General features: G+C 70.6%; 13 protein-coding genes, 1 other RNA gene and 1 pseudogene. 7 read left to right on the forward strand and 8 right to left on the reverse strand.

What is annotated here, in order from left to right:
• Nucleotides 1–37: 37 nt before the first annotated feature.
• The gene (locus tag ADK57_RS38880) at nucleotides 38–421 is read right to left on the reverse strand and encodes a DUF6415 family natural product biosynthesis protein (protein WP_053754411.1); all 384 of its coding nucleotides are present in this window, start codon (nucleotides 419–421) and stop codon (nucleotides 38–40) included.
• Complete coding sequence (locus ADK57_RS38885) at nucleotides 414–1,001, reverse strand: hypothetical protein (RefSeq protein WP_159050220.1); 588 nt, start codon at nucleotides 999–1,001, stop codon at nucleotides 414–416. Before ADK57_RS38885 ends, ADK57_RS38880 begins: the two co-directional genes overlap by 8 nt.
• Nucleotides 1,002–1,123: 122 nt before the next feature.
• Here ADK57_RS38885 and ADK57_RS38890 point away from each other — a divergent pair, with 122 nt between their 5' ends.
• The 3 genes from ADK57_RS38890 to ADK57_RS38900 all read left to right on the forward strand — a co-directional run bounded on the left by ADK57_RS38890 (nucleotide 1,124) and on the right by ADK57_RS38900 (nucleotide 4,895).
• Nucleotides 1,124–2,239 carry a helix-turn-helix domain-containing protein gene (locus ADK57_RS38890; protein WP_053754413.1) on the forward strand — a complete coding sequence of 372 codons (1,116 nt, stop codon included), beginning with the start codon at nucleotides 1,124–1,126 and terminating at the stop codon, nucleotides 2,237–2,239.
• Between the two features lie 13 nt (nucleotides 2,240–2,252).
• Complete coding sequence (locus tag ADK57_RS38895; RefSeq protein ID WP_053754414.1) at nucleotides 2,253–2,828, forward strand: HD domain-containing protein; 576 nt, start codon at nucleotides 2,253–2,255, stop codon at nucleotides 2,826–2,828.
• A 174-nt stretch (nucleotides 2,829–3,002) separates the two neighbouring features.
• Nucleotides 3,003–4,895 carry a DUF2075 domain-containing protein gene (locus ADK57_RS38900; RefSeq protein ID WP_053754415.1) on the forward strand — a complete coding sequence of 631 codons (1,893 nt, stop codon included), beginning with the start codon at nucleotides 3,003–3,005 and terminating at the stop codon, nucleotides 4,893–4,895.
• A 398-nt stretch (nucleotides 4,896–5,293) separates the two neighbouring features.
• On the opposite strand, the gene rnpB is transcribed toward ADK57_RS38900, so the two are convergent.
• From rnpB to ADK57_RS38915, 4 genes and pseudogenes are all read right to left on the reverse strand, one after another.
• Nucleotides 5,294–5,699: RNase P RNA component class A (gene rnpB, locus ADK57_RS39100), an RNA gene on the reverse strand.
• A 67-nt stretch (nucleotides 5,700–5,766) separates the two neighbouring features.
• Nucleotides 5,767–6,597: pseudogene (locus tag ADK57_RS52680) on the reverse strand (DMT family transporter); the annotation flags it as partial.
• 18 nt (nucleotides 6,598–6,615) lie between these two features.
• Nucleotides 6,616–7,434, reverse strand: coding sequence for an AraC family transcriptional regulator (locus ADK57_RS38910; RefSeq protein WP_053754417.1), 819 nt, complete (start codon nucleotides 7,432–7,434; stop codon nucleotides 6,616–6,618).
• 45 nt (nucleotides 7,435–7,479) lie between these two features.
• Nucleotides 7,480–8,091: a Uma2 family endonuclease gene (locus tag ADK57_RS38915; protein WP_053754418.1), complete on the reverse strand. Its 612-nt coding sequence runs from the start codon at nucleotides 8,089–8,091 to the stop codon at nucleotides 7,480–7,482.
• Between the two features lie 112 nt (nucleotides 8,092–8,203).
• Here ADK57_RS38915 and ADK57_RS38920 point away from each other — a divergent pair, with 112 nt between their 5' ends.
• A complete protein-coding gene (locus ADK57_RS38920; protein ID WP_053754419.1) occupies nucleotides 8,204–8,965 on the forward strand; it encodes a MerR family transcriptional regulator in 762 nt (253 codons plus the stop codon).
• The gene (locus ADK57_RS38925; RefSeq protein ID WP_053754420.1) at nucleotides 8,962–9,576 is read left to right on the forward strand and encodes a hypothetical protein; all 615 of its coding nucleotides are present in this window, start codon (nucleotides 8,962–8,964) and stop codon (nucleotides 9,574–9,576) included. The genes ADK57_RS38920 and ADK57_RS38925 overlap by 4 nt, the downstream gene beginning before the upstream one ends.
• On the opposite strand, the gene ADK57_RS38930 is transcribed toward ADK57_RS38925, so the two are convergent.
• Complete coding sequence (locus ADK57_RS38930; RefSeq protein WP_053754421.1) at nucleotides 9,518–10,966, reverse strand: RNB domain-containing ribonuclease; 1,449 nt, start codon at nucleotides 10,964–10,966, stop codon at nucleotides 9,518–9,520. The two genes, ADK57_RS38925 and ADK57_RS38930, sit on opposite strands and share 59 nt — an antisense overlap.
• Before the next feature lie 77 nt (nucleotides 10,967–11,043).
• Between ADK57_RS38930 and yaaA the strand changes: the two genes are divergently transcribed.
• Both yaaA and ADK57_RS38940 read left to right on the forward strand, forming a co-directional pair.
• Nucleotides 11,044–11,826 carry a peroxide stress protein YaaA gene (yaaA, locus tag ADK57_RS38935; protein WP_053754422.1) on the forward strand — a complete coding sequence of 261 codons (783 nt, stop codon included), beginning with the start codon at nucleotides 11,044–11,046 and terminating at the stop codon, nucleotides 11,824–11,826.
• Between the two features lie 72 nt (nucleotides 11,827–11,898).
• Nucleotides 11,899–12,543 carry a bifunctional 4-hydroxy-2-oxoglutarate aldolase/2-dehydro-3-deoxy-phosphogluconate aldolase gene (locus ADK57_RS38940; RefSeq protein ID WP_053754423.1) on the forward strand — a complete coding sequence of 215 codons (645 nt, stop codon included), beginning with the start codon at nucleotides 11,899–11,901 and terminating at the stop codon, nucleotides 12,541–12,543.
• Here ADK57_RS38940 and ADK57_RS38945 read toward each other — a convergent pair.
• Nucleotides 12,518–13,957 carry a bifunctional RNase H/acid phosphatase gene (locus ADK57_RS38945; RefSeq protein ID WP_053754424.1) on the reverse strand — a complete coding sequence of 480 codons (1,440 nt, stop codon included), beginning with the start codon at nucleotides 13,955–13,957 and terminating at the stop codon, nucleotides 12,518–12,520. The genes ADK57_RS38940 and ADK57_RS38945 overlap by 26 nt on opposite strands.
• Nucleotides 13,958–14,030 lie beyond the last annotated feature (73 nt).

Raw genomic sequence — 14,030 nt, forward strand, 5'->3', positions numbered from 1 at the left:
CCGGAGCCTGGGACGAACCAGGAGCGACGCCGGTGTGTCAGATGCCCGGGGGCTGACCGCTCAGGACAGGCGTGCAGAGCTGCTGACGACACAGCGTGGCCAGGGCCCGGCACGTCAGGGCGAGGTCTTCAACGTGGACAGCCGCCGTGCGGTGATTCGAGCCCGGCACGCTATCGAGAGCCTTACGGGTGCGGACGAGGAGCCAGCGCGCGGTCTCACGGTCACTGGTGTCCTCCGACCACCCTTCGACCGCCGCTTCCAGCGCGGCGGCCAACATCTCCACGTGCCGGCGCAGGTAGCCGGTCAGTCTGTCTACCTCAGCCCGGTCTGGGACCTTGTCGGGCAACCCGTTGGTCAGCTCCAAGGCTTCCGTCCAAGCCTGACGGAACATGTCGAAGTCGAGCGGCCGGCCGTCAGTCACTATCGGTCTCCTCCACCGCGGCCAGACGAAAGCGGCCCACGTTGACCAACTGCGCAACTGCGTCGGCCTGACAGACGGCTTCGGGTCGGCCCGGCGGCACGCACCAGGAGGATCGGGCCAGATACCGGCTTGAGTCGATGCTCGGGTGCGGCACGCCAAGGAAGCTGCCCGCGACGAGGCAGACGGTGTCCGGCACGCGCCAGGTCGCGCATGTGCTGGACGGGACCAGGAAGTAGTACCGGCCTGACTGCCGGTCGACGAACACCGGTCCGCCGTGCAGAGCGGTGGCCAGATACTCGTCGACCCTGCCGCGATCCTCGCTGCGAGCAGCGGCAAATACGATGTCGGCCGGGACGCGGATGGCGGCGAAGGAGACACCGCAGCGCAGGAGGGCGACATCCATGGCCTGCCACTCAGCGCGCGCTCGGGCCGGATGGTCGGCAGCCCGCAGGAGCCACTCGGTGACCTCCAGCTCGTGATCGCCGCGCGGGTGCACCACCGCCCCGGTCTCCGTGTCGACCAGGCGCAGCATCGTGCGGGGTGACTCATTCGAGTCATGTGCATGGATAACGGTGTCCATGAGCAATTGCGTCCCTACTAGGCTCGATCGGTGATGTCTACGACGGTAGAAATCCGGCATCAAAGCCTGAAGTGACTGTGAGTACAGGTGGTTTGCGCTCAGACCCCGAGAACGGACACCCCATGCGGCCAAGCCCACGAGAAACCCTGACCGGCGGTACGGGGAAGCCGGTGCGGCCCCGTTCAGGCCTCATCTCGGGGTATGTCCTGCGCGTCATCAGGGAGCAGCAGGGTTACACCCAAGAGGAGCTCGCCGAGCACCTGATGGTCTCCCCGGACACCATCGCCGGCTGGGAAACAGGGCGCCGCCCGCTGACCTCCGTGCCGGTCGGCCAGATGCTCATGCACCGTCACCGGCTCATGCAGATGAGCACCCCGTCCGCGCTCTTGGAGGCCCTCGAGCGCGCTCTGGAGGCGGACATCCTCCTGTCGACCGTGCTCGACGAAGACGCCACGGTCGAGGAAAGCCCGCTCGGCGCGATGGTGATGCAGCGCGAACTCGGCGAGATCCTGGCGTGGCCGCTCAACGGCGTACCGCCGCAGCCCATCCGGGACTTGCCCCAGCCACCGCGCCCCCGGCGTGGCCCCGCCCCGGTCGGCCCGCAGCTCAGCCAGCCGGAACGTGCGGTGTTCTTCTCCACCGTGCGGCGCACCGCCGAGCAAGCCCGCGGCGAAGGGCAATTCTTATTGCGCCGCCAAGCCCTCTACCTCTCTGGCTACGATACACAGACCGACACAGCGGACTGGCTCGCCCACCAACAACGCAGCGAACGGCCGAACGACTGGCTGACCTTGTGGCTCAATGCCCGCAGCGTCGCAGCCGTCGCCGCCCGGCAGGGCAATCGCGACCGCATGAGTCACTTCATCAGCACCGCGCTCACGGACGACGACGCCGGCGAGGCCGCAAACCTGAACTACTGGGCGTACTGGGTCGGCGAGATGCATCACAAGGAGCTCTCGGACGACTTCATCGCCGACCGCACCCCCCGGCCATGGCCCGGCGACAAACTCCTGTCGCACCTCGTCCAGGGCCTGGAGCCACACCACGGCTACGTCGACCTCAACATCCACACCCTGTGGTCACTGCTGCAGATCCGCCCCAACCTGCTGCGATCGGGTGCGGCAGCCCGGGCCCTGCGCGACCGGCTCCCCGTGATGTTGGATAGCAGAGAGCTCTCCTCGCGCGGTCGACGGGAGTTGGAAAGCATCCGGTACGCGATCCGCCTCGCCGAGGCGTGAGAGGAGCCCCACGGTGTCCGAGGACCTGACCGCGGTTGCCCGTTTCCTGTACGAGGCGGGGACCCTGAAGAACACCGCTCGCACCGGATGGTGGATGGCCGGCGTACAGAACCCCGAGTCGGTCGCCGAGCACTCCTGGCGCACCGCCCTCATCGCAACGGTCATCGCGAAACTGGAGGGCGCCGACCCGGCCCGGGCCGCGTTCCTCGCCGTCTGGCACGACTCCCAGGAGACCCGTACCGGAGACGTCAACCACCTCGGCAAGAAGTACACCGGCGGGGAGGCCGATCCCCGCGACATCACCGCCGACCAAGTCGCCGGTATGCCCGAGCTCTTGGCCGAAGCTGTGCGGGACCTGGTCGCCGAGTACGAGGCCAAGGAGTCCCCGGAAGCGATCTGCGCGCGGGACGCGGACAAGTTGGAGTGCATGATCCAGGGCATCGAGTATCGGGACCAGGGCTATGCCAATGCCCAGCGTTGGATCGACAACAGCCGGGGCCGGATCGTCACGAAGACTGGCCAGGCGCTTGCTGACGCGGTGCTGGATACGGGGTCACTGGAGTGGCTCCGGGCGGCGCTTGGCGAATGAAACTCCACCTGACCGAGCCCTCCCCCGTCCCCTCCACGTGATCGGCACGCTCGCCTAGGATGGCGAGCACCATCTCAGCGGCCCGACGGGCTTCCTGATCCGCCTGCGCGGCGGACATCAAAGGACATGCTCCCACCCGCACGAGTCTTCTTCGTGCTGCCTGGGGGCATTTTCTTGCTGTTCCGTGAGTCCGCGGCGTCCGCGGCCGCCCGCATCCTCGAAGGGTCGCTGGCGCTGCATCTGACCGAGAACTTCCGTCACCAGCACGGCCGGAGGCCCGGACCGGCGGAGATACGGTCCTGGGAACGCAGTCTCCCGGCGCTCGTCAACGCGCTGATCGAGGCCGGGCTCGACGACGTGGAAGTCATCGTCGAGTACAGCCTGCCCCTCACCAGCAAGCGCGCGGACGCCGTACTCGCCGGCGTGCACCCGACCACTGGCGAGCCGTCGTACGTCGTCGTCGAACTCAAACAGTGGAGCGCGGCCTACCCGGAGGAGGACGAGCCGCTGCTGTGCCGCATCGACGCGTACGCGCAGCCCGTACTCAATCCGATCGAGCAGGTGCGGGGCTACTGCGAGTATCTGCTGTCGTTCAACGGGGCGTTGGAGCGGATGCCCAACTCGCTGGCCGGCGTGGCATTCCTGCACAACGCGACCGAGTTCCAGATCGCGGGGCTGAGGAGCGTCGAGGAGAACCAGTACGGCCGGATGTACACGGGGGAACAGCGCGGCGCCTTCCTCGCCTTCCTGCGCTCGCGACTCGCTGCGAAGCCCGGCGCGCAGGTGGCCGACGTACTGCTCGACGCCAAGGTACGGCCGTCGAAGCAGCTGATGTCCGTCGCGGCAGCCGAGATCCGCGACCGCGAGCAGTTCGTGCTCATCGCCGAGCAGCGGGTCGCGTACGAGAAGGTGATGTCCGCGGTTCGCAAGGCCAAGCGCGGCAACCACAAGCAGGTGATCGTGGTGACCGGCGGTCCCGGATCCGGCAAGAGCGTGATCGCGCTGTCGGTCCTGGGCGAGCTGTACCGCCGCGGAGTACCCGCGCTGCACGCGACCGGGTCGCAGTCGTTCACCAAGACGATGCGCAGGGTCGCGGGGCACAAGAAGCGTGAAGTGCAGCGGCTGTTCATGTACTTCAACAGCTTCATGGACGCTGAGCCCAACGACCTCGACGTGCTGATCTGCGACGAGGCCCACCGGCTGCGCAAGACCTCCGCCAACCGCTACACCAAGGCGGCGCTCCGTACCGGACGACCCCAGGTGGCGGAACTGATCGACGCTGCCCGGGTCCCCGTGTTCCTGCTCGACCAGCACCAGGTGGTGCGCCCCGGCGAGATGGGGACCAGGCAGGAGATCGAACGGGCCGCCGCCACGGAGGGCCTCGACTGCACGGTGGTGGAACTTGACGGCCAGTTCCGGTGCGGCGGCAGCGACGCGTACGAGAAGTGGGTCATCGACCTGCTCGGCCTGGACGGCGGTACGCCCAGCCGGTGGGAGCCCGACGGCAAGCTGCAACTACTGACCGCCGAGACCCCGCAGGAGCTGGAGGACTTCCTCGTCGCACGCCGGGAGGAGGGCTACGGCGCCCGCATGTCGGCCGGCTACTGCTGGAAATGGACCACGAAGATCACCCCCGCCATGACGGCACTCCCCGAAGACGTCGTGATCGGCCATTGGTCCCGCCCCTGGAACCTGTACGGCGACCGATCCGTGCTCGGCGCACCGCCCGCCCCCCTCTGGGCCACCGACCCTGCCGGCTTCGGCCAGGTCGGCTGCGTCTACACGGCGCAGGGCTTCGAGTACGACTGGTCAGGCGTGATCATCGGCCCCGACCTGGTCTGGAGGACGGACCACTGGGTCGTGGACCGCTCGGCGTCGAAGGACCCGTCTTTCACCAAGGCGACACCGGACGACGACGTCGACCGGCTCATCCGCAACACGTACAAGGTGCTGCTGACGCGGGGAATGGTCGGCACGATCCTCTACTCGACGGACGCGGAGACCCGCGAGAAGCTGCGGTCGCTCATTCATCCGGGATCGCGGGCCGGGGCCCCAGCGCTCGTGTAGTTCGGCGTGAACGAGAGGTGACCATCCGGTGGCACCGGGCGGTGCAGCGCCGGGATTGCCTGGCCGCCCGCCGCCCTCCGCCCTCCGCCCGCGACATTCGTCCGGTGTCGATGCCGCCTCCTTAGACGCGAGTTGTCGCGACTCCACGGGTGGACGGCTCGCACCGGCGGCAGCTCCCGTAGTGGCCATCCGTGGACAGGCCATGCCAATCGAGCCCGCCGAGAGCGCGTGACCTGCTGTGATGCGAGAGACCTCGGGTTTCCGGAGCCATGTGCGTTGGTTCGAATCGCAGGCACCCTGCCGCAGGAACTGCCGGAAACTCGTAGGTAGAAGCAGGAAGCGCCTGGACAGGCAATGGGCAACGACCAGGCCAACTACCCAGGTCAGAGACCCAGCGGCAGACGAGTCGGGCTATACGCCGGGTTCTGTCGCCCGGTCGCCTCGCGGCGGCCGGGGAGACGGCCATCCATCTAGGGCCGGCGTTGCCGCCGGCCTCGTGCGGTCTACCCGCGGACTCGGGCGGGCAGCCCTCGAACGTCCGCGCAGAGCCGCTTTTTACGGCGGCTCCTTTTGACCTTGCTCCGGGTGGGGTTTACCTAGCTGCCCAGGTCGCCCTGGGCACTGGTGGTCTCTTACACCACCGTTTCACCCTTACCCAGCGCCTGAACGCTGGGCGGTTTGTTTTCTGTGGCACTGTCCCGCGGGTCACCCCGGGTGGCCGTTAGCCATCACCCTGCCCTGTGGAGCCCGGACGTTCCTCGGGAAGCCCCCTGAGGGACTTCACGCGGCCGTCCGCCCGGCTCGTCTGCCGTGTCGACCATGTTACCGGGCGTGTGCCGGGGGCCGGACCAGAGGCCGTGGCCAGCACCGAGCCCGCCAGGATCAGCGTGAAGGCGGCCACGATGCCCGCCGTCAGCGGCTCGTCCAGGAAGATTGCTCCCGCTGCCACCGCTACCGCCGGATTGACGTACGTGAACACCGTCGCCCTGGTCGGGCCGACCTCCTTGATCAGCTCCAGGAAGGCCACGAAGGCGACCGCCGTGCAGACGGCGCCCAGGGCGGCCAGCGCGGCAAGGACTGAGGTCGATGGCATCACAGACGGCCGGGTCAGCACTGCCGCGGGGGCGTAGACCAGGGCCGCGAGGGCCAGGCACGGGGCGATGAGCTGGAGGGTCGGGACGTCCTTCAGGTGGCGTGCCGCGATCAGAGGGGCCGTTGCGTAGCCGACCACCGTCACCAGCACCTCCGCCAGTGAGCGGGCGTCCCCGCCCGTCAGGTGCGGGACCGTGAGGACTGCGACGCCGGCCAGGCCCAGCACCAAGCCGGTCATCCGGCGTAGCCCCAGGCGCTCCGTGTCGCCGAAGAAGCGGGCCAGGGCCACTCCTACGATCGGGACGCCGGCGATCAGCAGGCCCGCCGTGGAGCTGGACAGGTGGCGTTCGGCGTCGGTCAGGGTCCACCAGGGGCCGATGATCTCGATGCAGGCGAAGGCCAGCATCGGGCGCCAGTGGGTCCGAACGGCGGCGGGCAGGCCGCCCTGGCGTATCGCGAAGGGCAGGAGCAAGGCCGCGCCGAGCGCGCAGCGCGTGAACACCACCATCGACGGGGACAGCGGAGCGTCCACCGCCACCTTGATCAGCAGGTAGGGGATGCCCCACACCACTCCCATCAGGGAGAACAGGAACCAGCCGCGTGCAGTCATGCGGCCATGCTCACCGGATCAGCGGCGCCCGTCTTGAACGCTGTTGCGGTACACCGCCGGGGTCACGCCCAGTACGCGCCGGAACCAGCGGGTCAGGTGCGCCTGGTCGGCGAAGCCCACCAGGCCCGCGACCTCGGCCGGCTTCAGTCCGGACTCCAGTAGTCCGCGAGCCCGGTGTACCCGGTGCTGTGCCAGCCAGGCGTACGGGGGTATCCCCATCGTCGTACGGAAGGCTCGGAGGAGTTGGTAGCGGGACAAGCCCTGCTCGGCGGCGAGCAGGGCGAGGGAGGGGGGTTCCAGGAGCTCGTCGGCGAGGCGGTCCCGTACCGCGTGGGCGATGTGGGCGGCGCCGGGGACCATGTCACTCGCCGCGCGGGCCGTGGAGTGGCGGCGGGCCAGCGCCGTGAGAAGCCACGGGAGGCGGGACTCCGTCTCCAACGGGTCGGGGCAGGCGCTGAGTTCGGCGTGGGCGCGGCTGAGGGCGGCGGCGAGTTCGGGGTCGTCGAGGAGGGGCTCGCGGAAGTACGGGTGGGCACCGAGGGTGCCGTCGCCCAGCAGGGAGGGCTCGGGGTACAGGGCTCGGTAGGCGTAGCCGTCGGACGCGGCGGGGCGGCCTGTGTGCATTTCACCGGGGGCCAGTACGACGATGGAACCCGGGCCGGGGCGGAGGTGGTCGCCCCGGTAGTCGATGACCTCGGAGCCGTCGACGCAGATGCCGATGCTGAACTGCTCATGCGTGTGCGAGGCGTAGACGTGTCGGTCGAAGCGGGCGGTGAGCAGGTCGAGCGGGGGGCCGCAGCGGCCGAGGCGTGCTCTGGTCCACAGTGCTCGCTCCATGCGTCGCCCCCTGCCCGTCGTCTTGACGGTGCAACGCCGGGGACCTCAGAGAAAGTCCGACGTGTCCAGGTCGAAGGCGAAGGGCTCCGGGAGGGTGAGCGGCTTGCCAAAGGCGGCGGCGCGCAGCTCCCGGTAGTCGCCTGACTCCGGGTCGCTGAACAGCGTGGTCCACGAGGCCTCACGGTCGACCAGCAGGTAGAGGGGAATGCCGCCGCGGGCGTAGCAGCGGCGTTTCGTCTCGCGGTCGGTCTGCGACTGCCGGTCAGCCTGCAGCTTCCGGTCGGTCTGCGGTTTCGGGGACGTCACCTCCAGCACCAAGGCGACTCCTTCACAAGGCATCCAGGGATCGGCTCCTCGGTACAGCTGCAGCTCCTTCGAGGCGAACGTGCCGTCCGGGATGACGTGATCCTGCGGGCAGCCGTCCGCACTCTGCAACAGCAGGCCCTTGTTCGCCGAGAACTCCATGTCGGCTGGGGACCGCCGATACACCTGGCCCACGGTCCGGCTGATGCAGTGCTCGTGATGCCCGTCCGGCACCAAGGTCACGACGAGCTCCCCCTCGATGAGTTCCGCTCGAAGGCCCTCGGGGGTGTCCAGGTCGACGAACCAGTCCAGCAGGAGCGTCCGTGTGATCGGATCCAGTGACATGGCATCCATGCAATGCCGGTTCAGTCGCTCACCGGAACGGAACCACGGAAGACCACCTGTACGAGAAGGTGCCGACCCGCGTCCTTGACCCTGCCGCGACGTCAGCGTTTGTACTGGTCCCATGCGGATCGGAGAACTCGCCACGGCCGTGGGTGTCACCACGCGGACCGTGCGGCACTACCACCACCTCGGCCTGTTGCCGGAGCCCGAGCGGCTCGGCAACGGCTACCGGGACTACACGCTGCGGCATGCCGTCGTACTCGCCCGGATCCGGCGGCTGACCGAGTTGGGGCTGGGGCTCGCTGAGGTGCGGGACGTGCTCGCCGAGGACGCCGGGAAGGATCTGGTCGAGGTTCTCACCGAGCTCGACGAGGATCTCGCCCGGCAGGAGGCGGCGATCCGGGAGCAGCGTGCCCGGCTGCGCGGGCTCATCCAGCAGGGCTCGCTGCCCGCCGAGGGGCCCGTCTCGCCCGAGCTCGCGGCGCTGTTCAGCGCGGTGGGGCAGGTGTCCGACTCGCCCATGGCGGCCAAGGACCGCGAGATCCTCGCGCTGGTCGACACCTCGGCCACCCCGGAGACCCGGGAGCAGCTGATCGGGCTGGTGGGCAGCGCCTTCGCCGGCCCGGACGGGGCCGAGCGGGTCCGTGCCGCCTACGCCCTGCTCGACGCGCTCGCCGACGCCGACCCGGACGACCCGGACGACCCGCGCGTGGACGAGGCCGCCCTCGCCCTCGCCGACTGCCTGCCCGCCGACCTGCTCCCGGAGGCCGACATCGACCACGACGACAGTTTTCTCCGCGCCTTCTACGCGGACTTCGCGCCCGCGCAGGCCGAGGCGATCCGCCGGACGCTGCGGATCCTCACCGAGGGCAGGAACCGATGACGATCGCGCGCGTGCTCGTCCGGCACGAGCTGAGGATGCTCGCGAGTCTTGTGCTGTGGGCGGCCAGGAGGACCCACGGAACCGCCGGCGGCGGGCGGGCTTTCGGGTACGCCCGCGGGCAGGGCGCGATGATGTTCGGCTTCGCGTTCGTGTGTGTGGTCGAGACGCTGACGATGTCCGTTCTGCTGCGCGACTACCCGGCCGTGCACCGTGTGTGGTTCGCCCTCGACGTGTACACCGTCCTCTTCGTCGTCGCGCTGCACGCGGCGAACGTCGTCCGGCCGCATGTCCTGGACTCCGGCTCGCTGCGGATCCGCCGGGCCGTGCACGTGGATCTGCGCATACCGCTGGAGAAGATCTCGGACGTACGCCGTGAGCTGCGGGCCACCCATCAGCGCGCCGACGGCGAACTCGACCTCGCCGTGGGCGCGCAGACCTCCGTCACTCTCGAACTCGCCGAGCCCGTACCGCACTTGACCCTCCTCGGGCGTCGTCGGGACATCCGCCTCGTCCGCTTCCATGCCGACGACGCCGACGGCCTCGTACGCGCGATCAGGCAGGCGCGAAGCGCACTTTCGCCTGGGTGCCCGCTCCCTCGTCCGCCCGCGTGAGCCGCACCCGCAGCCGCTCCCCCAGCGGCAGCGGGGCTCCGTCGCCCTCGATGCGGCCGATGACAGCCGGAGACTCCAACTGCACGGTCCCGATGGTGGGTTGACGCTCCTCCACGTCCACCACGCACCCGTCGAACACCTCCCCCACCCGGTCCTTGAGCAGCGCGGCCTCGACGATGTCGACGCACTCGCGCTCCACGGCCCCCGCGCGCCGGGCGCCCTCGGCCATCTCCTCGCGCAGGGCGTCGAGCGATGCGAGCACCCAGTCGGGCGGGGCGTCACCGGCGACGGCCGCCAGGCAGATCTCGGAGGCGTAGCGGTCGACCAGGCGGCGCAGCGGGGCCGTGCAGTGGGCGTAGGGGGCGGCGACGGCGGCGTGCGTGGTGATCTGCGGGAGGTTGCCGTCCCGGAAGGGCGTGTGGCCGGCGCCTCGCAGGAGGGTCGTGCACTCCTGGAGGAAGGCGGCGTGGTGGGGGCGGTGCGGGTCGAGGGTGCGGACCAGTCGGGCGTACGAGACGTGGTGGGGCCAGTCGATGTGCAGGGCGTGCGCGGTACGGCGCAGGCGGCCGACCGCGCCGTCGGGGGCGGCGGGGACGGTGCGGAGCACTCCCGTGCCGTGGGCGATCATCAGGTCCGCCGCCGCCATCCCGGTGAGCAGGGAGATCTGCGCGTTCCAGCCGTCGGCGGGGAGCGGGGCGCGGTACGCCAGCTCGTACGTGTGGTCCCGGTCGACGATCTCCTGCTCGGGCACCTTGAGCGAGATCCCGCCGCGCTCGACCTCCAGCGCCTCCCTGAGCTCGCCGATCTCCTGGAGGAGCGCGAGCGGTTCCTCGGCGGTGCGGGAGTCGATCTGCCGCTGTACGCCCGCGTAGTCGAGCTTGGCCCGGCTGCGGACGAGGGCCCGGCGGACGTCGACGGCGAGCGTACGGCCGTCCGCGTCGAGGTCGAGCGTCCACAGCGCGGCCGGGCGGATCTGGCCGGGGAGGAGGCTGGCGGCGCCCTCGCTGAGCGCGGCCGGGTGCAGCGGGACCCTCTCGTCGGGGAAGTAGAGGGTGGTCACCCGACGGTGGGCCTCCGCATCCAGGGCGCTGCCGGGTACGACGAAGGCGGCGACGTCGGCGATGGCGTACCGGACGCGGTAGCCGGTGCCCTGCCGGGACAGGTGCATCGCCTGGTCCAGGTCGATGGCGGCGGGCGGGTCGATGGTGAACAGGGGGATGTCGGTGGCGTCGTACGAAGGGAGGGCGGGTGCCTTCGTCGACCGCTCGGCCTCGGCGAGCACTTCGGGCGGGAAGGTCTCGGGCACGCCGAGCTCGGTGCGCAGTGCGGTGAGGGCGGCCCGGAGGGGGGCTTCGGGGGCGCCGGACACGCGGATGTGGCGGCGGGGCATGCAACGAGCGTAGGTCGGGGGCGGCTCGGGGGCACGCCGTACGCTGTCCCGGAGCTCAACCGAAGGAGATCGATCCCGTGCTTGTCCTGCTGCCGCCCTCCGAAGGCAAGGCCTCATCCGGCCGCGGCGCCCCGCTGAAATTGGAGTCGCTGTCGCTGCCGGGGCTCACCGCCGCCCGTGAGGCCGTACTCGACGAGCTGGTCGAGCTGTGCGTCGGCGACGAGGACAAGGCGCGCGAGGTGCTCGGACTGAGCGAGGGGCTGCGGGACGAGGTCGCGAAGAACGTGGGGCTGCGGACGGCCGGGGCGCGGCCCGCCGGGGAGATCTACACGGGTGTGCTCTACGACGCCCTCGACCTGGCGTCCCTGGACGCCGCCGCGAAGAGGCGCGCCGCCCGCTCGCTGCTCGTCTTCTCGGGGTTGTGGGGCGCGGTCCGCGTCACCGACCGCATCCCTTCCTACCGCTGCTCGATGGGCGTGAAGCTGCCCGGGCTCGGGGCGCTGGGCGCGCACTGGCGTACGCCGATGGCGGCGGCGCTCCCGGAGGCGGCCGGGGCCGGGCTGGTGCTGGACCTGCGGTCCTCGGCGTACGCGGCCGCGTGGAAGCCGAAGGGCGAGGTCGCCGGGCGGACGGCGACGGTACGGGTGCTGCATGCGCCGACCCGGAAGGTCGTCAGCCACTTCAACAAGGCGACGAAGGGGCGGATCGTACGGAGTCTGCTGGCGGCCGGGATCACGCCCAAGGATCCGGCGGAGCTGGTGACGGTGCTTCGGGACCTCGGGTACGAGGTGGAGGCCGTGGCGCCCACGAAGGCTGGGGCGCCTTGGGCGCTGGACGTGCTGGTGGACGAGATTCACTGAGCCGCCCGCGCAGTCATTGCAGCATGCGCAACGTTCTTTGCGCATGCTGCACGCCGCGGGCAGGATGACGGCATGGCCCCACCGTCACTCCTGGACCTCGCCCCCGTCGTGCCCGTCGTCGTCATCGAGGACGCCTGCGACGCCGTGCCGCTCGCACGGGCGCTGGTCGCCGGCGGGCTGCCCGCGATCGAGGTGACGCTGCGGACGCCCGCCGCGCTCGACGCGATCCGGGCGATCGCCGGGGAGGTACCGGAGGCGGTGGTCGGCGCGGGTACGGTGCTGACGCCGGAGCAGGTGACGGAGTCGGTGGCGGCGGGGGCCCGCTTTCTGGTCAGCCCGGGCTGGACGGACGTACTGCTGGAGGCGATGCGGGCGTCCGGCGTGCCGTTCCTGCCGGGGGTGTCCACCACGTCCGAGGTCGTGGCGCTGTTGGAGCGCGGGGTGCGGGAGATGAAGTTCTTCCCGGCGCAGGCCGCGGGCGGCACGGCGTACCTGCGGTCGTTGGCGGGGCCGTTGCCGCAGGCGCGCTTCTGCCCGACCGGGGGGATCGGTCCGGCCAACGCGGCCGAGTACCTGTCGCTCCCCAACGTGGGGTGTGTGGGCGGGACCTGGATGCTCCCGGACGACGCGATCGCCGGCCGGGACTGGGACCGGATCGAGGCGCTGGCCCGCGCGGCCGCGGACCTCCGTGTCAGCGCAGGTGGGACGTGTCGTTGAGGAGCCGGACGCTGGCGTTGCCGTCCGCGTAGTACGCCACCGCCGACAGGGAGGCCGCCGACAGTTCCATGCGGAACAGGGACTCGGGCGGGGCGCCGAGGGCGAGCCGTACGAACGTCTTGATCGGCGTCACGTGGGTGACCAGCAGGACCGTGCGGCCCGCGTACGCCGCGACCAGCTTGTCCCTGGTGGCCGCGATCCGGGTGGCCGTCGCCGCGAAGCTCTCGCCGCCGCCGGTGGGTTCGGCCTCGGGGTCGGCCAGCCACTTGTTCAGGTCGTCCGGGTGGCGCTCGCGCACCTCGCCGAAGGTGAGCCCTTCCCAGGAACCGAAGTCGGTCTCGCGAAGCCCGTCGTCGATGCCCACATCAAGGCCGAGGCGGGCGGCGACGGCCGCGGCGGTCTCCCGGGTCCGGGTGAGGGGCGAGGCGATGATGTGCTGGATCGTCCCACGCCGGGCGAGCGCCGCGGCGACCCGCTCGGCCTGCTCCCGCCCGATGTCGGAGAGGGAGGGGTCGCTGCCGCCGCTGCCGGAGAACCGCTTCTGGGGTGTCAGCGGAGTCTCCCCGTGCCGGAGCAGCACGAAGGTGGCGGGGGCACCCATGTCGGCGGAGGCCCAGCCGGGCGAGGCCACGGTCCGCGCGGCCCGCACATCGGCGCCGGCCTTCGCGGCCTCACCACCGAGGGGCTCCGCCGCCGTGGGAGAGGAGGCGGCAGGAGCGTCGGAGGAACCGGCGGAATCGAAGGAATCGGAGGAGTCGGAGGAAGAGGAACCGGCGGAAGCAGCAGGGGCGACGGCAGTGGACGAGCCTCCGGCCGTGGAGGGCTCGTCACCATGCGCCGTCCCGGACGCGGTGGTCGCCGCGCCTCGGCCGCCCGCCATGGCCGCACGCGCCCGCGCCGCACCCGCCGTGGCGTCACCCGGCTGGCCCGACGGCTCAGGAGCCGCTGCCCTCGCCGCACGCGCGTCCAGCTCTGCCGTGGACGCGGACGCCGACCACTGCCCGCCCCGCTTCCCCGCGTCCATCGCCTCGTTGGCCAGCCGGTCGGCGTGCTTGTTCTGCTCCCTGGGAATCCACTCGTACGTCACCTGCGACGACGGAAAGATGCCCGCCGCCTCCGACGCCAGCGGCTTCATGCCGGGGTGCTTGATCTTCCAGCGGCCCGACATCTGCTCGACGACGAGCTTGGAGTCCATGCGGACGTGGACCTCGGCGGACGGGTCGAGTTCGTGGGCGGCGCGGAGGCCCGCCACGAGCCCCCGGTACTCGGCCACGTTGTTCGTGGCGGTGCCGATGTACTCGGCCGCCTCGACGAGGGTCTCCCCCGTCGCCGCGTCGATCACCACGGATCCGTAGCCCGCGGGCCCCGGGTTGCCCCGTGACCCGCCGTCGGCCTCGATGATGAACTCCCGCACGGCCAAAGCCCCTTACCGAATTACCGATTCACCGAATTGCCGCTCACCGAATTGCCGAATTGCCGAATTGGCC

The organism is Streptomyces sp. MMG1533 (genome assembly GCF_001279775.1).
In the GTDB taxonomy this organism is placed as follows: Bacteria; Actinomycetota; Actinomycetes; order Streptomycetales; family Streptomycetaceae; genus Streptomyces.